The following is a 22,073-nucleotide window of genomic DNA, read 5'->3' as shown; positions in this document are numbered from 1 at the left end:
TGCTTGTGCAATTACTCACCGGTGCTATGGCGCCCGGTGGCGCGACCCCTACTCTCCGGACACCATTAACGAACGTTCGAGCGCAGGCGTTCGATGACGCATCACCTCAGGGGAGGCAGTCGTGACAATGGCCGGCGAGAAGTACGTCTACGATTTTGCGGAAGGTCATCGGGGGCTCAAGGAGCTGCTCGGCGGCAAGGGTGCGAACCTGGCCGAGATGACCCGCCTGGGCCTGCCGGTGCCGGCCGGATTCACGATCACCACCCGGGCCTGCCAGGCCTACCTGGCCACCGGCAGCAACCCCGCCGGGCTGGCCGAGGAGATCGACGAGCATCTTGCCGCGCTGGAGTCCACGATGGGCCGGCGGCTCGGTGACCCGGCCGATCCGCTGCTGGTCTCGGTGCGTTCCGGGGCGGCCTTCTCGATGCCCGGCATGATGGAGACGGTGCTCAACGTCGGGCTCAACGACGCCAGCGTGGTCGGGCTCGCGGCTCAGGCCGGCGGCAACGACCGGTTCGCCTGGGACTCGTACCGCCGGCTGATCCAGATGTTCGGCAAAACGGTCTGCGACGTACCCGGCGAGGAATTCTCCGCGGCCCTGGACGAGGCCAAGAACAACCGCGGCGCGACCGATGATCTGCATCTGGACGCCGATGATCTGCGGGCCCTGGTGGATCGCTACAAATACATTTTCGCCAAGCACACCGGCTACGACTTCCCGCAGGATCCGCGCGAACAGATGGAATTGGCGATGGCCGCCGTGTTCCGTTCCTGGAATGCCGACCGGGCGGTTCTCTACCGCCGCCAGGAACGCATTCCGGCGGATCTGGGCACGGCCGTGAACGTGGTCGCGATGGTCTTCGGCAACCTCGGCGCGGACTCCGGCACCGGCGTGGCGTTCACCCGCGACCCGGCCAGCGGCGCCCAGGGCATCTACGGCGACTACCTGGCCAACGCCCAGGGTGAGGATGTCGTGGCCGGTATCCGCAACACCGTCCCGCTGCAGGAGCTGGCCACCCTCGACCCCCGCTCGTACGAGGAGCTGCTGGGGATCATGGCCACGCTGGAGGGCCACTACCGGGACCTGTGCGACATCGAGTTCACCATCGAGCGCGGCAAGCTGTGGATGCTGCAGACCCGGGTCGGCAAGCGCACCGCCGGCGCCGCGTTCCGGATCGCCGCCCAGCTTGTCAACGAGGGCATGATCGATCTGGACGAGGCGCTGCGCCGGGTCTCCGGGGCGCAGCTCGCCCAGCTCATGTTTCCCCGTTTCGACCTGGAGACCGAACCGGTCGCGCTGACCAAGGGCATCGGTGCGTCGCCGGGTGCGGCAGTCGGCAAGGCGGTCTTCAGCGCGGCGCGGGCCGTCGAGCTGGCGGCCGCCGGTGAGCAGGTCATCCTGGTGCGCCGGGAGACCAACCCGGAGGACCTGTCCGGCATGATCGCCGCTCAGGGCATCCTCACCGCCCGCGGCGGCAAGACCAGCCACGCCGCGGTGGTGGCCCGCGGGATGGGCCGCACCTGCGTCTGCGGCGCCGACTCGCTGGAGATCACCGCGGACCGCTTCACCGTGGCCGGCCGGACGGTCGCCGAGGGGGACGTGCTCTCGGTGGACGGCACCACGGGCAGCGTCTACCTGGGCGCGGTGCCGGTCCGCCCGTCCGAGGTCGTGCAGTACTTCGAGGGCACGCTGACCCCGGAAGAGGTCGACGATCCGCTGGTCGAGGCCGTCCACCAGATCATCTCGCACGCCGACGCCACTCGGGCCCTGGCCGTGCGCACCAACGCCGACACCGCCGACGACGCGGCCCGGGCCCGGCGCTTCGGCGCCGAGGGTATCGGCCTGTGCCGGACCGAGCACATGTTCCTCGGCGACCGGCGCGAGCTGGTCGAGCGGCTGATCCTGGCGGCGACCCCCAGCGAGCGGGCGGACGCGCTGGCCGCGTTGCTGCCGTTGCAGCGGGCGGACTTCGTGGACCTGTTCCGGGCCATGGACGGGCTGCCGGTGACCGTACGGCTGATCGACCCGCCGCTGCACGAGTTCCTGCCGTCGCTGGAGGAGCTCGCGGTCAACGTGGCCGTGGCCCGCGAACGCGGCGAGGACCACGCCGAGGACGCCGAGCTGCTCGACGCGGTCCGCCGGATGCACGAGCAGAACCCGATGCTCGGCCTGCGCGGCGTACGCCTGGGTCTGGTCATTCCCGGCTTGTTCGCGATGCAGGTCCGGGCGATCACCGAGGCCGCCGTGCAGCTGGCCGGCGAGGGCCTGGACCCGCACCCCGAGATCATGGTGCCGCTGGTCGGCGCCGTGCAGGAGCTGGAGACGGTCCGCCGCGAGTGCGAGCAGATCGTCGCCGAGGTCGTGGCCGGCAGCGGCGTCCGGGTGCTGATCGGCACGATGATCGAGGTGCCGCGGGCCGCGCTGACCGCCGGGCAGATCGCCGAGGCGGCCGACTTCTTCTCCTTCGGCACCAACGACCTCACCCAGATGGGCTGGGGCTTCTCCCGCGACGACGTCGAGGGCGCGTTCTTCTGGCGCTACCTGGAGCTGGGCATCTTCGGCATCTCGCCGTTCGAGTCGATCGACCGCGACGGCGTCGGCCGGCTGATCCGGATCGCGGCCGAGGAGGGCCGGGCGGTACGTCCCGACCTGAAGCTGGGCGTCTGCGGCGAGCACGGCGGTGACCCGGAGTCGGTGCACTTCTTCCACGAGGTGGGCCTGGACTACGTGTCCTGCTCACCGTTCCGGGTGCCGGTCGCGCGGCTGGAAGCGGGCCGGGCGGCGATCACCGCGGGGGATTCGGACAGCCGCTGACGCCGCCGGCGCGTAGGCTCCCGGGCCGTGCGACACGCGATCATCATCGGCAACACCGACGGCATCGGACTGGCGCTGACCCGGCGACTGCTCAGCGACGGCTGGGCGGTCACCGGTCTGTCCCGGCGGTCCGCCACGATCGAGCACGACCGGTACGTGCACGTGGCGGCCGATGTCACCGCCGCCGGCTACCCGCAGGAACTGACCCGGGCGCTGACCGCCGCGGGCCGCGTCGACCTGTGCGTCTACGCCGCCGGGGTCGGTGACCTGCTCGACCTCGACGACCTCGGAGCGCAGACCCGGGCCATCGAGGTGAACCTGCTCGGAGTCGCCCGGACGGTCGAGGTGGTCGTGCCGCACCTGCTGGCGGCCGGCGGCGGGCACCTCGTCGGCCTGTCCAGCCTCGCCGACGCGCTCATCACGCCACAGGCTCCGGGCTATGCGGCGTCGAAGGCGGGCATGTCGGCCTACCTGCTCGCGCTGGGTGCGACTTTGCGCCCGCGCGGGGTGGCGGTCAGCACCGTGCGGTTCGGCTTCGTCGACACCAAGATGGCCAAGGGGCCGGTGAAGCCGATGATGATCACGGTGGACCGGGCGGTCGAGGTGCTGATGCGTTGCGTGCGGACCCGGCCGGCGGTCGTCTCGTACCCGCGGCGGATGGCCCTGCTCGTGCGGGCGGCGGCACCGATCGCCCGCGTCCGCGCCCGGCGATCTCGCTGAGAAGTGACTGAGAGTATGGCCCAGGGTGGGTATCTGTAACGGCGCGTTCACGCAGCGACGCTAGGGTGGCCCGAAATACCCCAATTGCGAGCTTATTCGCAGAGATTCGGGAAGGGACCATCGCGCCGATGCGCACCTTGCTGCGACACGACGTACCCGCCTCCGTCGTCGTCTTCCTCATCGCCATTCCGTTGTCGCTCGGGATCGCCGCCGCCTCCGGGGCCCCGCTGCTCGCCGGTCTGATCGCGGCGGTGGTCGGCGGCATCGTCGCGGGCGCCCTCAGCGGCTCTCCGTTGCAGGTCAGCGGCCCGGCCGCCGGCCTCACGGTGATCGTCGCGGGGGCCGTGACCGAGCTGGGCTGGGCCGGGACGACGGCGGTGGTGGCGCTCGCCGGACTCGTGCAGATCGTGCTCGGCGTGTCCCGGCTGGGCCGGGCCGCGCTCGCGCTCTCCCCGGCCGTGGTGCACGGCATGCTCGCCGGGATCGGCATCGTCATCGCGCTCAGCCAGGTGCACGTGGTGCTGGGCGGGGACCCGCAGAGCTCCGCCTGGCGCAACCTGCGTGACCTGCCCGCCCAGATCGCCGGCAACCACGGCGTCTCGATCGGCATCGGCGTGCTGACCATCGCCATCCTGCTGATCTGGCCGCGCTTCGTGAAGATCTCGCTGCTGCCCGGCGCCCTGATCGCGGTCGCTGTGGCCACCGCGACCGCGGCGCTGGCCGGGCTGGACATCGCCCGGGTGGACCTGCCGGACCGTCCGCTGGACGAGCTGATCTTCCCCCGCTGGCCGGACGCGCCGCCGCTGCGGGTGGCCGGCATCGTGCTGACCATCGCGCTGGTCGCCAGCGTCGAGTCGCTGCTGTCCGCCGTGGCCGTGGACAAGCTGCACACCGGCAAGCGGGCCGACCTCAACCGTGAGCTGCTGGCCCAGGGCGCCGCCAACACCGTGTCCGGGGCGCTCGGCGGGCTGCCGGTCACCGGCGTCATCGTGCGCAGCTCCACCAACGTCGCCGCCGGTGCCCGGACCCGGGCGTCAGCCGTGCTGCACGGTTGCTGGATCGCGGTCTGCGTGCTGCTCTTCGCCGGGCTGCTGGAACAGATCCCGCTCTCCGCGCTGGCCGGGGTGCTGGTGGTGGTCGGGCTGCGGCTGGTCAGCATGGCCCAGATCAAGGCGTACGTGCGGCACCGCGAGCTGCCCACTTACCTGGTCACCGCCCTCGGGGTGATCTTCACCGACCTGCTCACCGGGGTGGCGCTGGGCATGGCCACGGCGGTGCTGCTGATGCTGGCCCGGCTGGCCCGCTGCGAGATCCACCGCTCGTCGCCCGCGCCGGGACGGTGGCTCGTGGTCATCACCGGCACGCTGGCCTTCATCGGTTCCGGCCGGGTCGCGCGGGAGCTCGCCGCGGTGCCGCCCGGCGAGTCCGTCGAGCTGGAGCTGCACCTGGACTACCTGGACCACGGCGCGTTCGAGACGATCCAGGACTGGCGGGACGCCTACGAGCGCGGCGGCGGCCGGGTGCACATCGAGGAGGTCCGCGACAGCTGGTTCCACCGGGCCACCTCCGGGCGGCTCGGCGTCAACCGTTCCCAGCCCGGCCGGCTGCCCCGCTTCCTCGGCTCCTGGGCCCAGTGGATCTCCCTGAACGAGCAGCGCCGCGACGCGATGGCGGCGGGCATCGACGAGTTCGAGCGCAGCGTCGCCCCGCTGGTCCGCCCGCACCTGGCCGGGCTGGCCCGCGAGGGTCAGCGCCCGGAACAGCTGTTCATCACCTGCGCCGACTCCCGGGTGGTGCCCAACATGATCACCACCAGCGGGCCGGGTGACCTGTTCTGCCTGCGTAACGTCGGCAACATCGTCCCGGCCCACGGGACCGGCGACTCCTCGATCGGCGCGGGCGTCGAGTACGCCGTGGACGTGCTCGGCGTCGCGACGATCACCGTCTGCGGGCACTCCGGCTGCGGCGCGGTGCGGGCGATGATGGACGGCGCGGCGGGCCCGGAGACAGCGCTGGGCTCCTGGCTGGCGTCCGCCGGGACGGACCTCACCGGCCGGGCCCACGAGGACGAGTGCATCGCCGCCAACGTGGAACGGCAACTGGCGAACCTGCGGACGTACCCGAGCGTGCGGCGGGCGGTCGACGAGGGCCGGCTGGAACTCACCGGCCTCTACTTCGACCTGGCCGAGGCCCGGATGTACAACGTGGCCGACGGCGTCCGGAGCCCGGTTTCTGCACTTTGAGTGACAACTTTGTGCCACATCTGTTCGGGCCATTGAGCTGCGGGCCGGGACGGAACAGAGTTGATCGGGGCGTCACCCACCCGGAGGTGACTGACGTGGCGGCTCTCGAGCGGATGGTCAGTGCCGGCGACGTGGTGGTCGTCGGCCGGGCGGCGAGCGTGCAGTTCGCCGGGCGGCTCGGCTTCACGTTCCGGGTGGTCGCGGTGGACGCGCGGCCGACGTACGCGGGCTGGGTCTGGCTGGACGGCTACCAGCTCGACAACCGGGGCCGCGCGGTGGCCCGGCGCCGGATCTTCGTCCGCCTGGCCGGCCTCGGCCGCATCCGCACCGTCTGAGCCCGACGGCCTGGGGTCTGTCCTAGGCGACGTCGGGCCGGGTCATCAGCGGCGACTGCAGGTGCAACCTCAGGTCCGAGGTGGTCAGGGGCACGGTGCTCCAGGTGGCGATGGCTAGGCCGGCGCCGGCGTCGAGGACCAGCCGGACCCGGTGCGGGCTGGTGATGACGAAGAGATCGGCGACGAACGTGTCGCCCTGCCAGGCGCCGGCGGCGACGACCGGACGGCCGAGCGGCGAGCTCTCCCGCCAGTCACCGTGACCGGCCGCGAGCTTGAGTGAAGGTCCGAGCTGCAGATGCCACCCGCCGTCGACCGGCTCGACGGTCACCGTGGTGCCGTCGAGCAGAGCCGAACCCTCGGCCGAGGCGTCGATGTCGGCCGTGGCGGAACGGGACGGATCGGCCGAACCACGCGGCGGCGGGAACGACAGCCGGCCCAGCCGCTCGGCTAGGACCTCGTCGTCCCGGGCGCTTCCCGGGTTGTCCAGGCCGGGCAGGAGCAGCTCCCACAGGGCGCCGGGCATCTCCTGGTGGGGGTCGCCGCCGCCGGTCACAGCGACCACGAGATCGTGGGCCGGGACGACCACGCACAGTTGGCCGTAGGCGCCTTCACCGCGGTAACCGTGCCGCGACATCCAGAACTGGTAGCCGTACCCGGCCAGTCCGTCGGGATTGGGCAGGAGTTCCGGATCCTGCTGGGTCGCGATGTGCCGGCTGGTCGCGAGGTCGACCCAGGCGCGCGGGATCAGCTGCTGGTCGCCCCAGGCGCCTCCGTGCAGCAGCACCTGGCCGAACGCGGCGACGGCCTCGGTCGTGAGATGCAGCCCGTGAAAGCCGAAGGCGGCGCCACCGGCCAACCGGTCCCACTCGGCGTGCTCGATGCCCATCGGGTGGAAGAGACGCTCGTCGAGCAGCTCCGGCAGGCCCCGGCCGGTGACCCGCTCCACGATCCGGGCCAGGACGCCGGTGGTCGCGTTGTCGTAGGCGTGCCGGCTCCCCTCAGGCTCCGGGAAGGGCACGCGCAGGAAGCCCTTGACCAGGTCGCCCGGCTCCAGCTCCCAGGCCTCGGTGAGGCTGTCCATGGTGTGCCCGGTGGTCATGGACAGCAGGTGGTGCACGGTGAGCCGGCGACCCTGCTCGCCGAGGCCGGCCGGCACGTGATCGGGCAGCACGTCCACCACCCGGTCGTCGAGCGAGAGCAGCCCGTCGGCGATCGCGAGCCCCACGGCGACCGAGGTGAACGACTTGGTCAGCGAGTAGAGCAGGTGCGGGCGGTCGGCCGCGTACGGCACCCACCAGCCCTCGGCGACGACGTGACCGTGCCGCACCACCATGATGGAGTGCACCTCGACGGAGCGCGCCTCGAACCGGTCCAGCAGCGCGCCGATCGCGCGGGACGACACCCCCGACGCGGCCGGCGTCGAGCGTGGCAACAGCGGGCGGTGAGCGGGCACCGGGGCACCCTAACAAGGCGTACGCGTGAGGCCCGCACCATTATCGGTGCGGGCCCCCTCTCGCCGCGGTGGCTAGTTGCGGACGATGGTGAACGTGCTGGTCGGGTTCTCGATGTCCTTGAAATTGTTGCTCAGGCGCAGGTTGGTGAAGGTGGCCGAGCCGACCGCCGGCCCCTGCCCGCTCTCCGGCATCGGGTTGGCCCAGATGCCGTAGCCGGACTTGGCGTCGTACGCGTCACCGCTCTTCTGCGCCCCGGTGATCGAGACGTTGGTGAAGACGGTGTCCTTGATCGGGTTCTGCGGGCAGGTCGGGCACGTGTAGTTGGTCTGGAACATGATGCCCGAGTAGGTGGGGTCGACGATGTCGACGTTGCTCACCCGGATGCCCTGGAAGACCTTCGACGCGGAGAAGATCCAGATCGCCGGGAACACCTGGGCGCCCCAGAAGTGGCCGCCCGCCCGGACGATCGAGATGTTGTCGAACACGGTCGGCGGGTCGGCGCCGAAGCCGTTCATCGGGTAGCCGAAGTCCAGCGAGCTGATCGTGATGCCCGAGTAGACCAGGGTGTCCGCGATGTAGATGTTCTTGAAGGTGTTGGCGTAGCCGCCGTAGACCGCGATGCCCGCGGCGCGCCAGGTCAGCGTGCTGGACAGGTTGGAGTAGACGTTGTTGATCTCGTCGGAGCCGCCCGCGTCGATCGCCGAGAACAGCGCGAAGCTGTCGTCGCCGGTGGCCCGCGCGTCGTTGTTGTCGACCAGGTTGTCGGTGCTGCCGTTGGTCATGTTGACGCCGTCGGCGAACAGGTTGCGGATCCGCGAGTTCTTGATCGTCATGCGGTCGGTGTTCGCGCCCCAGTAGAGGCAGACCGTGTGCTCGGCCCAGATGTTGTCGATGGTGATGTTGGAGACGTTGGACAGGTCGAAGACCTTGCCCGGGCCGTCCTGGCGGATCGTGTAGTTGCCGAAGAACGCGAAGTTCTTGAACGTCGAGCCGTTGGCCGAGGCCTCGGCGCGGAACCCGGCGTCGGTCTCGGTCTGATTTTCAGGCGTGCGGAACCTCGTGTACCAGGGGCCGGCCCCGACGACCTGGATCGCCTTGCCGTACACCTGGAACTTGTTCGAGGTCTGGTAGTCACCGGCGGGCAGGTAGACGCCGGTCTTGCCGCTGTCCATCCGGGCCGCGTCGAACGCCGCCTGCACCGACTGCTGGTCGAAGCCGGCCGGCACCACGTACGTCGCCGGGTTCGGGTTGGCAACCGGCGCGACCTGCTCGGTGTTGATGAAGTCGATCGCGATGTTGCCGCCGTTGCCGGAGTCCTTCTGCAGCTTGATGACGCTGCCGGCGGCCACCGTGCCGGCCAGCATGATGTTCGCCTCGTCGTAGATGTGGCGCGGGCCCGAGCCGGAGTTCTGCGGTGCTGTTTCGTTGCCGTAGAGCCACGCGTACTTCGAGGTGAGCGGCAGGGTCTTGTTCAGCGTGCCGTTGACGTAGACGTTGATCGAGCTGGTGGTGTTGTCCGGGATGGAGAAGCGGGCCACCAGCGTGTTGGTGCTGGCCCGGGTCGTCCACTGCACGTAGCTGCCGGTCGAGTTGAGCGTGACGGCCTTGCGGCCGGACGCCTCACCGGCCAGGTCACCGACGGTACGGTTCGGGCCGACCACGGCGGCACCGCCCCCGGTCTGGCCGTCCTCGGCCTCGTACATGTCGTACGGCATGTTGGCGCCGCGACCGACGAAGAACGGCTTCTCGCTGGTGTTGTTGGCCCGCTTGACCGGCAGTTCGTTGCCGTCGTCGGCGAGCACGGTCCGCACGGTGTACTTGCCGTTGACGGCGGTCCAAGTGCCCAGGTTGATCGCCGGCGAGGACGCGCCGGCCGCCAGGGTGCCCGAGTACGAGCCGGTCAGCGTCCTGATCGTGGCGCCCGAGTCGGAGAGCACGGTGACGGTGACCCCGTGCGCGCCGGCGGCCGAGGCCTGGGTGCCCTCGTTCTTGATCGTCACGGAGAAGGTGACCGTCTGGCCCGCGGACGGGTTGCCCGGCGACCAGCTCACCACGGAGGCGACCAGGTCCGAGCTGCTGACCGGGGCCACCACCAGGTTCGTGGGGCTGGTGTAGGAGTTGTTCGCGTCGTTCTGCTCGACGACCGTGTTGGCCTCGTCGACCTTGGCGCTGACGACGTAGGTGCCGGCGTTGCGCGCGCCGATGGCCGCCGTGACCGTGGCCGAGGCTCCGGCCGCGAGGGCGCCCACGTTCGAGGTGCCGACCTTGGCCGTACCCAGGTAGAAGTTGACGTTGCTGGCCGGGCTGGCCGCGGTGCCCGCGTTGCGCACGGTGGCCGACAGGGTCACCGTGTCGGTCTCGACCGGCGAGGCCGGCGAGGCCGACAGGCCCGTCACCGTGAGGTCCGGGTTCGGTGCCGGGTTGCCGATCACCTGGAACTCCGCGACCTGGCCGCTCGGCGCGCCGGTGTTGGCGGTGAAGCTGAGCCGGATGTCCGCGGCGGTCGCGCTCACCGGCACGGTCACCGTGTTGCCGGAGCCCGGGTTGAAGGTGTACGTCGCTGAGCCGACGAGCGTGGTGAAGCCGGTGGCGCTCTGCTCGCGTCCCTGGACCGAGAAGGTCTGCTGCCGGGTGCCCCATGCGGTGTCGGGGTTGAGCTTGACTACCACGGACTGGGTGGTGGCGTTGGCGCCCAGCTTGACGGTCAGGTTCGCCGGGTACGCGCTGCCCTCCCAGTAGGTGGCGGTGTCGTTGTCGTTGGCGTTGGCGGCCACGAAGGTGAAGATCGACGAGGACGCCTCGATCGGCTTGCCCACCGCCAGGTTGGTCCCGTTGGTCACCGTTCCGGTACGGGTCACCGTGTTGCTCGCCGCCGACTCGTTGCCGGCCGCGTCGCGCGCCTTGACGTAGTACGACACCGTCGCGCTCTCGGGCTGGCTGTCGGTGTAGGTGAGCCCGGTGACGGTCGTCTTCAGCGCGCCGTTGGCGTAGACGTTGTAGCCGGTCACGCCGACGTTGTCGCTGGACGCGCCCCAGGCGAGCCGGATCTGCCCGGCGGCCGGCTGGGTGTAGGACAGCGTACCCGGCGTGGACGGCGCGGTGTTGTCCCCGCCCTGCCCGGTACGGGTGACCGTGTTGCTGTTGCCGGACGCGTTGCCGGCCGCGTCCCGGGCCCGCACGTAGTACGCGACCGTGGCGCTGTCGGGCTGGTTGTCCAGATAGGTCAGCACGTTGCCGGCCACGGTGGTGCGCAGGGTGCCGTTGGCGTAGACCTCGTAGCCGGTCACGCCCACGTTGTCGGTGGACGCGTTCCAGGTGAGCCGGATCTGCCCGCTCGCCGGCTGGCTCAAGGCCAGTCCGCCGGGTGCGGAGGGCGCCTGGGTGTCACCGGCCGTGGGCCCGTACACCTCGAGCTCGCTGATCTGACCGGCCGGCCAGCCGGAGTTGCCGGTGATGCTCAGCCGCAGGTAGCGGGCGGTGGCCGCGCCGAAGTCGATGGTCACGGTGTTGCCCGAGGCCGGGTTGAAGGTGTAGCCGGCGCTCGCCTTGAGATCGGCGAAGGCGGAGCCGGTGGTGCTGCCCTGCACGGTGAGGGTCTGCGTACGGGTCTGCCAGGCGGCGGCCGGCGGCAGCTTGAGGACGGCCTGGTTGACGCTGACGGACGCGCCCAGGTCCACCTGCAACCACTGCGGGAAGGCGTTGTTCTGGCTCTCCCAGTACGTGTTCGCGTTGCCGTCGCCCGCGTTGCCGGCGCCGTACACGTCGGCGACGCTGCTGGCGGTGAACGTCTTGCCGGCGGCCAGGTTCGGGCCGGCCGCGGCGGCGGAGGAGGCGGGCAGGACGAGCTGGATCAGGGTGGTGGCTATGGCGGCGGCTAGCAGCTTTCTGACTCTGGACATGTGGGAGCGCGCCCTTCTTGGGTGGGGGATCGGGGAGGGCGGGCTCGGTGGGTCCCGCCCTCCCCGGCTCGCTACGAGGTGTAGGCCTCGAACTCGGAGATCTGGCCCGCGGGCCAGCCGGTGTTGCCGGTGAACGTCAGCCGCAGGTAGCGCTGCGAGGTCGCGGGGAAGGCGACGGTCGCGGTGTTACCGGAGGACGGGTTGAACGTGTACCCGGCGGATGCCTTGACGGTGCTGTAGGACGAGCCGTCGGCCGAGCCCAGCACGGACAGGGTCTGGGTCCGGGTGGCCCAGGCGGCCGCGGGCGGCAGCTTGAGCACCACCCGGGAGACCGAGCGGGCCTGGCCCAGGTCCACCGTCAGCGACTGCGGGAAGGCGTTGCTGCTGCTCTCCCAGTAGGTGTTCGCGTTGCCGTCCACGGTGTTGGCGGGCGTGTAGACGTCCGCCTGGCTGCTCGCGGTGACCGGCCGGCCGGCGGCCAGGTTCCCGGTCGGAGCCGGCGGGGTCGTGGTGGGCGGCGGCGTGGTCGGCGGCGGCGTGGTCGTGCCACCGCTCGCGTAGGCCTCCAGTTCCGACAGCTGCGCAGCCGGCCACCCTGTGTTGGCGGAGAAGGTCAGGCGCAGGTAGCGACGGCTCCCCGCGGGCAGGGTGATCGTCGCAGTCGGGTTGAAGGAGTAGCCCGTCGCGCCGACCAGCGACGAGTAGGACGACCCGTCGGTGGAACCCGCCACGGCGATGGTCTGGGAGCGGGACTCCCAGCCGGGTGGCAGTTTCAGAACCAGCCGGCCGACGGCCTGCGAGGAGCCCAGATCCACCGTGTACGTCTGCGGGAAGGAACCGTTGGCACTCTCCCAGTACGTGGCCGCGTTGCCGTCGACCGCGTTGGCCCCGGTGAATCCGCCGGAGGTGCTGGAGGTGGTGACAGCCTTGCCCTGCGCCAGGTTCCCGGTGGCCGGAGGCGTCGTGGGCGGGGTGGTCGGCGGGGTCGTCGGGGGAGTGGTCGGCGGCGTGGTGGTGTTGCCCCACTGCGGGGCCGGCCACAGGCCGCAGTCCGGGGCGTCGGTGTACCAGCCGGTGTTGGTGCCGGTCCGGGTGATCTGGAAGCCGGAGCCGACGCAGTTGTGCATGGGCTTGGGCTGGGCGATGCCGCTCGCCCGGACGTTGTTGAAGCTCACCTGACTGGACGCCTGCACCTGCAGCGCGTACGTGCCCGCGCCCTGGATGTTCACGTTGTCGAAGTGGATGCCGTTGGTCTGGCCCTCGATCCACATCAGCGCCGCGTACGAGCTGTCCAGGATGTCGGTGTCGGTGATGTTGATCGTCGGGTTCTGGAACGCCTCGTTGAGCGCGGAGAACCAGATCGCCCCGACCCCGAAGTTCCAGTTGTAGTCGGAGTTGCCGGCCCGGATCAGGGTGTTGCGGGCCAGCGTCCAGGTGCCCTGCACGCCGGTCGCGCCGTTCACGCCGGGGTAGCGGTTGGCGACGTGGATGCCGCCGCCGTTGGTCACCGTGTCCGAGACGACGTTGTCGGTCATCACGATGTCCCGGCCGCCGTAGCTGACCAGGTTGTTGGCCAGGATCGGCGCGACCACGGTGTTGCGGGTGAAGGAGTTGCCCACGTTCGGGACCCGCTCGGCCCACATGGCCAGCCCGTCGTCGCCGGTGTTGCGGACGAAGGTGTTGGTGACCGTGGAGTTGGTGACGCCGATGTGGAAGTTCACGCCGTCGGCCGTCTGGTCCAGGATCCGGCTGTTCTTGATGGTGAACCGGTCCATCGGCCCGTCCATCCAGGCACCGACCTTGGTGTGCTGCATCCACACGTTGTCGATGGTCGAGTTGGACATCGCCCCGCCGAACGCGTTGACTTGATCGTCGTCGACCCGTTCCCGGATGTCGCCGATGATCGCCAGGTCCTTGACCGTCACGTTCTGGCTGGGTCCGCCCTGGCCGTTGAACTTGCCGTAGATGCCGGCGGCCAGGTTGCGCTGGGTGGGGTGCCGGCCCCCGAGCACCGTGTACCAGGGACCGGCGCCGACCAGGTTGACCCGGTCGACGATGACGTGGCTGTGCAGCGTGTAGTTGCCCGGCGGGAGGTAGACGGTGCCACCGGCGTTGACGGCTGCCTGGATTTTCGCCGTGGAGTCGGTGGCCCCGGTCGGGTCCGCACCAAATTGCGCCACGGCGTCGACCGCGCCGGCCGGTTTGCCGATCGGGTCCGGGACGTTCTCGAAGTCGGCCAGGTCGATGGTGAAGCTGGGCGACTGCGCGGTGGAGCTGACCTGGAGCCGTACCTTGGTGCCGGCCGCGTACGTGGTCCCGAACATGGTCCGGGCCTCGTCGTAGAAGTGGTGCGGGTTGCTGTCACCCGGGTTGTTGTTGAACGGGTAGCCGCCGTAGAACCAGCTGTACTTCGAGGTCACCGGCACGGTCCGGACGACCGCGTTGCCGACCCGGACGTCGATGGTCGCGTCCCGGCCGGCGCCGTTGTTGCCGTCGGGCAGGCTGTAGCGGAAGGTCACCGCGTTGGCCGGCTTGGTCAGGGTGAACTCGACGTACTCGCCGGCATTGTCCAGGGTGACGGCCTCGCGGCCGGACGCCTCGGAGGACAGCTGCCCGTAGTAGCGGCTGGTGCCGGTCCTCGTGCCGGTGGTGGCGGCGTTCTCCGCCTCGATCTCGGTGAACGGCACGGTGGCACCGCGACCGGGGATGTCGAAGGGGGACAGTCCCGCCGCGGCGGCCGGGGAGGCCGCCCCGGCGATGACGGCGGTGACAGCGGACGCCGCGGTGAGTATCGCGAGGGACAGGTAGGCGGTGCGGTTGGCCATGGGGATCCCTTTCATCAGGTGGCCAAGCCCCCTCGGTGGTGCTTACTTCCTTTCGGTGCGCAGGTGCAGCCAGACGGCGGTGTCCCGGGGGAGGAGGTCACCGTCGAGCGGACCGCTCGCGAGCAGGCATCGGTGGTGGTCCGGCAGCGCGACCGCGACGTCGGACATGTTGAGGACACAGGCGAACTCAGGTCCCCGGGTGTAGGCGAGCACCCCGGGGGCGACGCTCAGCCAGGCCATGTCCGCGGTGTGCAGACCCGGCTCGGCCCGGCGCAGCTTGATCGCGCCGCGGTAGAGCTCCAGCATCGAGCTCGGGTCGCCGGTCTGGGCCTGGACCGTGCGGTCCTTCCACTCCGGCGGCTGCGGCAGCCACGGCGACGCGGTGGAGAAGCCGAAGGGCGGCTCGTCACCGCTCCACGGCAACGGCACGCGGCAGCCGTCCCGGCTGTGGCCGCGGCGGGCCCACATCGGGTCCTGGAGCTGCTCCACCGGGATGTTCTCGTTCTCCCAGAGGCCCAGTTCCTCGCCCTGGTAGACGTAGGTGGCGCCGGGCAGGGACAGCGACAGCAGCGCGGCGGCACGGGCCCGCCGGGTGCCGAGCTCCAGGTCGACCGGGCTGCCGTCGAGGTTGTTCTCGAAGCTGAAGGTGGTCATCTGGCGGCCGTACCGGGTGACGTGCCGGGTGACGTCGTGGTTGGACAGCACCCAGGTGGCCGGGGCGCCGATCGCCCGGTGCGCGTCCAGGGTCCGGTCGATGCACTCGCGCATCAGCCCGGGCTCCCACGCGCAGCCGAGGAAGTCGAAGTTGAACGCCGCGTGCAGCTCGTCCGGCCGCAGGTAGTTGGCGAACCGGTCGACCTCCGGCATCCACACCTCACCGATCAGCGCCCGGTCCGGGTAGCTGTCCGAGATCCGGCGCCAGGCCCGGTAGACGTCGTGCACCTCGTCCAGGTCGTGGAACGGGTGCGGCCGGCCCTCGACCACGGCCGGCAGGTCCCGGTCCTTGAGGAGAAGGGCGGCCGAGTCGATCCGGATGCCGTCCACGCCGCGGTCGAACCAGAACCGCAGGATGTCCTCGAACTCGGCGCGCACCGCCGGGTGCTCCCAGTTGAGGTCGGGCTGCTCCGGGGTGAACAGGTGCAGGTACCAGTCGCCGGGAGTGCCGTCCGGGTTCGTGGTGCGGGTCCAGGTGCTGCCGCCGAACTCGCCGACCCAGTCGGTGGGCATCTCGTCGCCGGCCGGTCCGCGCCCGGGCCGGAACCAGAACAGCTCCCGCTCCGGAGCGCCCGGGTCGGCCAGCGCCTTCTTGAACCACACGTGCTCGCTGGAGATGTGGTTGGGCACGATGTCGACGATCATCCGGATGCCGGCGGCGTGCGCCTCGGTGATCAGCGCCTCGGCGCCGGCCAGCGTGCCGAAGACTGGGTCGATGTCGCGGAAGTCGGCCACGTCGTAGCCGGCGTCGGCCATCGGGGACGGGTACCACGGGCTCATCCAGATCGCGTCCACGCCGAGGTCCGACAGGTGGCCCAGGCGAGCGCGGATCCCGTCGATGTCCCCGATGCCGTCGCCGTCGCTGTCGGCGAAGCTGCGCGGGTACACCTGGTAGATGACGGCGTCCCGCCACCAGGGATCCTGGTCGGAATTAGCCACGATGACCTGCTTTCTGGGGTGTCTCGAGAGAGGAGGAGGGCGCACGGGTCCTGGCGGTCGACGCTGACCGCCTCAGGGACCGGGTGGGGATCAGCCCTTCATCGAGCCCGCGGAGAGTCCGCCGATGATGCTGCGCTGGAAGATCAGGAAAACGACGATCATGGGTACGCTCGCGATGGCCAGCCCGGCCATGAACTCGGTCGGCGGCACCTGACTGGTGTTGGCCAGCCGGCTCAGCGCCACGCTCAGCGTCTGCGCCTCCGGGTCCGGCAGCACCAGCAGCGGCCAGAGGAAGTCCTTCCAGAGCGCGATGATGATGAAGATCGAGACCACGCCGAGCACCGGCCGCGACAGCGGCAGCATGATGGACCACAGCTGGCGCAGCTTGCCCGCGCCGTCGATCGACGCCGCGTCGAGCAGGTCGTCGGGGATCTGGTCGAAGAACCGCTTGAGCACGTAGACGTTGAACGCGTTGGCGGCGGCCGGCAACCACAGGGCCCAGGGCGTGTTGAGCAGGTTGACGTGGATGAGCGGCACGTCGACCACGGTCAGGTAGGCCGGGACCAGCAGGGCCGAGGCCGGCAGCATCAGGCTGGCCAGGACCGCGCCGAGCAGGATCCGGCCGAAGATCGGCTTGAGCTTGCTGAGGGCGTACGCGACCCCGACATCGAAGATCAGCGCGATGAGCCAGCCGCCGGCCGCGTACAGCACCGTGTTGGTGAAGTACTTGGCGATGCGCATGTTGTCCCACGCGGTCGCGTAGTTCTCCGGGTGCCAGGAGTGCGGGATGAAGGTGGGGGTGCTCAGGGCGTACTCGGCCGGTGACTTCACCGCGCTGGCGAACATCCAGTACAGCGGGACCAGGAAGACCAGCACGAAGACGGTGATCGTCAGGCCCAGCACGGTGAAGTAGAGGCCGCGGTGGCGTTGCAGGTCGACGCTGGAGATCAGCGTACGGGTGGCCGGGTTGGTGCCGGCGAGCCTCCGCTTGCTGCGCGGCGGGACCGGCGCCGGGGTGGCGCCGCTGATCGGGGTCTGCGGCGGGGCGGTCAGTGTCATCGGAATTCCCCTCAGTCCGCAGTCCGGGTCAGCCGCAGGTAGAGCGCCGAGAAGGCGCCCAGCACCACGAACAGCAGCATGCTCATCGCGGCCGCGAGGCCGAAGTCCTGGTTGACCGTGAAGGCGTAGCGGTAGACGAGCACCAGCACGGTGATGGTGTCGGGATTGGAGGTGCCGGTCAGCGCGAACGGCTCGATGAACACCTGCATCGTCGCGATGATCTGCAGCAGCAGCAGGACCAGCATGATGAAGCGCATCTGCGGGAGCGTGACGTGCCGCAGCCGCTGCCAGACGCTCGCGCCGTCGAGCTCGGCGGCCTCGTAGAGCTCACCCTGGATGCCCTGCAGTGCGGCGAGATACATCAGCGTCGCGCCGCCGAGGTTGGCCCAGGTGGACACCAGGACCAGCGAGATCATCGCGGTGCTGGACGACTGCGTCCACTGGGACTCCGGCAGACCCACACTGCGCAGCAGCGAGTTGAACAGGCCGTTGCCGGGGTCGTAGAAGTAGCGCCAGAGCAGCACCGCCACGATCGGCGGCAGCATCACCGGCAGGTAGACCAGGATCCGGAAGAAGCCGCTGAAGTGGCGGAACTCGTTGAGCAGCACCGCGATGAAGAACGGCAGGACGAAGCCGAAGACCAGCGCCAGCCCGGTGAACAGCAGCGTGTTCTTCCAGGCCGTGTAGAACAGCGGGTCGTCGAACAGCGCCTGGTAGTTCTCCAGGCCCACCCAGTACGGCGGCACGACGAAGTTGTTCTGCTGGAAACTGAGGATGACGCCCCGGACCAGCGGATACCAGGAGAAGAAGGCGAAGCACAGCAGCCCCGCTGCCATGAACGCGTACGCCAGCAGGTTGTCCTGGATCTTCCGGCGCAGCCGGGCCGTGCGGGATTCCCGCACCTGGGCCGCCGTCAGAACCGCCATCTTCTCTCCTTCATTGGTGTCCGGGCCGCCGGCGGATGGCCCGCCGGCGGCCCGTTCCGAATTACTTGACGCCGGCCAGGATGGAGTTGGCCTGGGTCTCCGCGTCGGTGAGCAGCTTGGTGATGTCGGCGTTCTTGTCGGTCAGGACCTTCTGCATGGCCACGTCCAGCGCCGCGTAGATCTGCTGGGCGTTCGGCGGCTCCAGCTTCACCGGGATGGTGGGCATGGCGGCCACGAACGCGGCGTAGTTCTCCTGCGGGACGTTGGCGTACTTCTTGTCGGCCGCGGCCTGGGTCTGCGCCGCCGCGCCGGTGAAGATGGCCGGCTCGGGCAGGCCGACCGGCTGGTCGGTGTCGCTCGACCACTTGTTCTCGGCCTCATAGCGCTCGGCCGAGGTGAACCAGAAGGTCAGCCACTTGAGGCCGGCGTTGATCTTCTCCGGGCTCAGCCCGGCCTTGAACATGTAGCCCTCGCCACCGCCCAGCGTGCCCTTGCCGTCCGGGATCGGGCCGAGACCGTAGGTCGCGTACTTGCCCTTGTACTGGTTGACGATGGTCGGGATGTTGTCGGCGGTGGCCAGGTACATGCCGAGCTTGCCCGAGCCCATCTGCTGCAGCAGGTCGGCCCACTCCAGCAGCTGCTTCTGGCCCATCGAGTTGTCGGTCCAGCGCATGTCCTTGAGCTGCTGCAGGACCTGCTGACCCTGGGGGCTGTTGAACGCGGCCTTCCAGGTGCCACCGTTGTTGACGGCCATCTCGCCGCCGAGCGAGTAGAGCTCGGTGGTGAAGTGCCAGCCGCCGGTGTTGTTCTTGCTGTAGTCGCCGTAGCCGACCGTGCCGTTGCCCAGGCCGGCGATCTTCTTGGCCGCCGCCCGCACGTCGGCCCAGGTCTTGGGCGGGCTGTTCGGGTCCAGGCCGGCCTTGGTGAACAGGTCCCGGTTGTAGAGCAGGCCCATCGAGTAGTTCTTGTACGGCAGCCCGTACGTCTTGCCGCCCTCGTCCTGGAACACCCGCAGCACCTCGGGCTTGATCTGCGAGGTGACCGGGTAGTCCTTGAGGTACTTGCTGATGTCCGAGACCTGGCGCTTGGCGATCAGGCTGGCCGGGTCGGTGAAGTAGACGTAGAAGACGTCCTCGAGCTGGCCGCCGGCGAGCTTGGCCGGGAACGTCTGCGGGTCCATCTTGCCCTCGCGGGCGTCGATCTTGATGTTCGGGTTGGCCTTCTCGAACTCGGCCACGTTGGCGAGGAACCGCTCGTGGGTGGCCTTCTCGGTGGCCGGCGGGAGGCCGTTGACCACCAGCGTGACCTTGCCGTCCTTGGTCGCCGCGGGGGTGTCGTCGCTGTCGCCGCACGCGGCGGCGGACATCGCGACCCCGGCGACGAGCAGCAGCCCGAGGGCACTGCGCAGCCTGGTTCTGAACATGGGAAATAGACCCCTTCCTGGGGGTGGGGTGCGCGCCTAAGGGGGTTCACTCATCGGTGCGATGTTTCGTGGAGGTGACGATACAAAGTCCAACGGGGTCCCGCAAGAAGTGAACCAACAATAGAAAAAACTCGACGGATGTGGGCCAGGGCACAAAGAAGGGCGGGCCCGCCGGGCCCGCCCTGATGATGAGGATGAATGTGCTGGTCAGCCGGTCCGGACCGGCACCGGACCGGTCGAGCCGCGCACCACGAGCTCCGGTTCGAAGAGCAGCTCGTCGGTGGTGGCCGCGGCGCCCTCGATCTGGTTCACCAGGACGTCGACGGCCGCCTGACCCATCAGCTCGATCGGCTGCCGCACGGTGGTCAGCGGCGGATCGGTGCACGTCATCAGCACGCTGTCGTCGAAACCGACCACCGACACGTCCCGCGGCACGTCGAGGCCGAGCCGGCGGGCGGCCCGGATCGAGCCCAGGGCCAGCACGTCGCTGGCGCAGATCAGCGCGGTGACGCCGCGCTGGATCAGCCGGGTCGCGGCCAGCCGGGCACTCTCCATCGAGAAATTGGTCCGCTCGACCGGCCACTGTGCCGCGGGGCCGGTCCACTGGGCGACCTCCTTGACCGCGGCCAGCTTGCGGCGCGACGGCACGTGGTCCTCCGGGCCCATCACCATGCCGATCCGCTCGTGCCCGAGCGAGCGCAGGTGCCCGAAGGCCTGCTCCACCGCCACCGCGTCGTCGGTGGAGATGTGCGGGAAGCCGAGATCGTCCACGCCGCCGTTGACCATCACCACCGGCATCCGCCGGTCCAGCAGCTGGCGGTAGTGCCCGTGCTCGGCGTCGGCCAGCGCGTACGAGCCGCCGGCGAAGACCACCCCGGACACCTGGTGGTCCAGCAGCATCTCGATGTAGTCGCGCTCGGGCACACCACCGATCGTGCGGGCGCACAGGGCCGGGGTGAAACCGCGCTGGGCCAGCGACGCGGTCACCACCTCGGCCAGCGCCGGGAAGATCGGGTTCTGCAGCTCGGGCAGCACCAGGCCGACCAGCCGGCCGCGCTCACCGCGCAGCTTGGTGGGCCGCTCGTAGCCCAGCACATCGAGGGCCGTCAGCACGGATGCCCGGGTCGCCTCGGACACGCCGCTGCGGCCGTTGAGCACCCGGCTGACGGTCGCCTCACTGACGCCGGCCTTCTTCGCCACTTCGGCGAGACGTTTGGTCACTCCGGAATCCTACGTCAGCGCTCTGCAAATCCTGTACTGGACCTTGCAGCGGCGGACGAACGGCTGACCGGTCTTGCGGATACTGTCAGTTCGCCGTTGCAACGTTCGCGTACGCGGCGACCCGCCAGCCCTCCGGCGTGCGCCGGAGCGTCCACGTCGCCCGCCGTTCCCGGGCCGCCGGCAGCTCGGTCTCACCCACCATCAGGAAGCCGGCCCGGCTGACCACCACCGCGCTGTCCCCGCCGACCCGCACCAGCTCCGGCTCGTCGATCCCCCGGGTGCCCTTCAACGGCCCGTCGAAGCCGGCGGCCATGTAGGCCCGGATCTCCTCCCGGTCGCGGTGGAAGACGCCGCCCGTCAGCACCACCGTCGCGTCCGGGGTGTAGGCGGCGGCGAAGGCGTCGGCGTCGTTGGCGTCCCAGGCCGCGGTGATCGACCGCAGCACCGCACGCACATCGTTCTCGTCGGTCATGACCTGTCCTCTCGAGGGTGTCCGATGGTTCCGGCCGTACCTACCGCGGGCGCCACGGAAACTCATCGCGGGACGGGCGATGACTTCCGGGCCGCCCGGCGGTATCCATGGGCGTGGAGTTCGAGGCACTGACCGCGCCGTACCGCCGGGAGTTGCTGGCGCACTGCTACCGGATGTCCGGTTCGGCGCACGACGCCGAGGACCTGCTGCAGGAGACGCTGCTGCGGGCGTGGCGGGCCTTCGGCACGTACGACGAGACCCGCGCGTCCCTGCGCACCTGGCTCTACCGGATCGCGACGAACGCCTGCCTGACCGCGCTCAAGGGCCAGGCCCGCCGCCCGCTGCCGTCCGGCCTGGTCGGCGCCCTCGACGACCCGCAGGCGCCGATGACGGCCCGGCCGGAAGTGCCGTGGTTGCAGCCCTGGCGCACCGACCCGGCCGACGTGATCGCCGCCCGCACCCGGCTGCGGCTGGCGTTCGTGGCCGCCCTGCAGTTCCTGCCGGCCCGGCAGCGGGCGATCCTGCTGCTGCGCGACGTGCTGGAGTTCTCCGCCGCGGAGGTCGCCGCGACCCTGGGCACGACCACGGCGGCGGTGAACAGTGGCTTGCAGCGGGCCCGGTCCCGGGTCGGCGACGTGGCGGAGGACGACCTGCGGCCGCCGCCTGATCCGGCCGTCGTCGAGCGGTACGTGGCGGCCTTCGAGAACGCGGACCTGGACGCGCTGCGCCGGCTCCTGGTGGCCGACGTGGTGCTGGAGATGCCGCCGGTGCTCAACTGGTACGTGGGCGCCGACGCGTACGCCGATTTCATCGCCCGGGTCTGGGCGATGCGCGGCACCGACTGGCGGTTGCTGCCGATCGAGGCCAACGGCGGACTCGCGGCGGCGGCCTACGTCGACGGCCGCGCCCACACCATCCAGGTCTTCGAGGTCGCCGGCGGCGCCGTCACCCGCACCGTCGTCTTCATGGACGACAGCCTGTTCACCGCCTTCGGGCTGCCGCTGATAATGCCGCGCTGACGAGCGCCC

The 22,073-nt window shown here is 70.2% G+C and carries 14 protein-coding genes; 5 read left to right on the top strand and 9 right to left on the bottom strand.

Annotation, left to right across the window (positions count from 1 at the left end; translation table 11 throughout):
- Positions 1-127: 127 nt before the first annotated feature.
- From ppdK to ACQP2Y_RS36545, 4 genes are all read left to right on the top strand, one after another.
- Complete coding sequence (ppdK, locus tag ACQP2Y_RS36560; protein WP_433732195.1) at positions 128-2,815, top strand: pyruvate, phosphate dikinase; 2,688 nt, start codon at positions 128-130, stop codon at positions 2,813-2,815.
- Positions 2,816-2,842: 27 nt separating this feature from the next.
- Positions 2,843-3,535 carry an SDR family NAD(P)-dependent oxidoreductase gene (locus ACQP2Y_RS36555; RefSeq protein ID WP_433720725.1) on the top strand — a complete coding sequence of 231 codons (693 nt, stop codon included), beginning with the start codon at positions 2,843-2,845 and terminating at the stop codon, positions 3,533-3,535.
- 128 nt (positions 3,536-3,663) lie between these two features.
- On the top strand, positions 3,664-5,778 hold the full coding sequence (locus ACQP2Y_RS36550; protein ID WP_433720724.1) for a SulP family inorganic anion transporter: 2,115 nt from the start codon (positions 3,664-3,666) through the stop codon (positions 5,776-5,778).
- Between the two features lie 113 nt (positions 5,779-5,891).
- Positions 5,892-6,113, top strand: a complete 222-nt coding sequence (locus tag ACQP2Y_RS36545; RefSeq protein ID WP_433732193.1) for a hypothetical protein — start codon at positions 5,892-5,894, stop codon at positions 6,111-6,113.
- A gap of 22 nt (positions 6,114-6,135) precedes the next feature.
- Here ACQP2Y_RS36545 and ACQP2Y_RS36540 read toward each other — a convergent pair whose 3' ends face one another.
- From ACQP2Y_RS36540 to ACQP2Y_RS36500, 9 genes are all read right to left on the bottom strand, one after another.
- Complete coding sequence (locus tag ACQP2Y_RS36540) at positions 6,136-7,566, bottom strand: serine hydrolase domain-containing protein (protein WP_433720723.1); 1,431 nt, start codon at positions 7,564-7,566, stop codon at positions 6,136-6,138.
- Positions 7,567-7,638: 72 nt separating this feature from the next.
- The gene (locus ACQP2Y_RS36535) at positions 7,639-11,466 is read right to left on the bottom strand and encodes a galactose-binding domain-containing protein (protein ID WP_433720721.1); all 3,828 of its coding nucleotides are present in this window, start codon (positions 11,464-11,466) and stop codon (positions 7,639-7,641) included.
- A 71-nt stretch (positions 11,467-11,537) separates the two neighbouring features.
- Positions 11,538-14,291 carry a discoidin domain-containing protein gene (locus ACQP2Y_RS36530; RefSeq protein WP_433720719.1) on the bottom strand — a complete coding sequence of 918 codons (2,754 nt, stop codon included), beginning with the start codon at positions 14,289-14,291 and terminating at the stop codon, positions 11,538-11,540.
- Positions 14,292-14,333: 42 nt separating this feature from the next.
- A complete protein-coding gene (locus ACQP2Y_RS36525; protein WP_433720717.1) occupies positions 14,334-15,944 on the bottom strand; it encodes a glycoside hydrolase family 13 protein in 1,611 nt (536 codons plus the stop codon).
- Between the two features lie 90 nt (positions 15,945-16,034).
- Positions 16,035-17,003 carry a carbohydrate ABC transporter permease gene (locus ACQP2Y_RS36520; protein WP_433720715.1) on the bottom strand — a complete coding sequence of 323 codons (969 nt, stop codon included), beginning with the start codon at positions 17,001-17,003 and terminating at the stop codon, positions 16,035-16,037.
- Between the two features lie 11 nt (positions 17,004-17,014).
- Complete coding sequence (locus tag ACQP2Y_RS36515; protein WP_360822117.1) at positions 17,015-17,929, bottom strand: carbohydrate ABC transporter permease; 915 nt, start codon at positions 17,927-17,929, stop codon at positions 17,015-17,017.
- A 61-nt stretch (positions 17,930-17,990) separates the two neighbouring features.
- Positions 17,991-19,352, bottom strand: coding sequence for an ABC transporter substrate-binding protein (locus ACQP2Y_RS36510; protein WP_433720713.1), 1,362 nt, complete (start codon positions 19,350-19,352; stop codon positions 17,991-17,993).
- 207 nt (positions 19,353-19,559) lie between these two features.
- Positions 19,560-20,573 carry a LacI family DNA-binding transcriptional regulator gene (locus ACQP2Y_RS36505; RefSeq protein WP_433720711.1) on the bottom strand — a complete coding sequence of 338 codons (1,014 nt, stop codon included), beginning with the start codon at positions 20,571-20,573 and terminating at the stop codon, positions 19,560-19,562.
- An 85-nt stretch (positions 20,574-20,658) separates the two neighbouring features.
- Positions 20,659-21,045, bottom strand: a complete 387-nt coding sequence (locus ACQP2Y_RS36500; protein WP_433720709.1) for an SgcJ/EcaC family oxidoreductase — start codon at positions 21,043-21,045, stop codon at positions 20,659-20,661.
- A gap of 107 nt (positions 21,046-21,152) precedes the next feature.
- Between ACQP2Y_RS36500 and ACQP2Y_RS36495 the strand changes: the two genes are divergently transcribed.
- Entirely contained in the window at positions 21,153-22,064 is a 912-nt protein-coding gene (locus ACQP2Y_RS36495; protein ID WP_433720707.1) for an RNA polymerase subunit sigma-70, read from the top strand.
- The last annotated feature ends 9 nt before the right edge of the window (positions 22,065-22,073 follow it).

The sequence above is a fragment of the Actinoplanes sp. CA-051413 genome (assembly GCF_050955795.1).
GTDB lineage: Bacteria > Actinomycetota > Actinomycetes > Mycobacteriales > Micromonosporaceae > Actinoplanes.
Note: the sequence above shows the minus strand (reverse complement) of the source record. Positions and strands in the feature narration are given on the sequence as shown.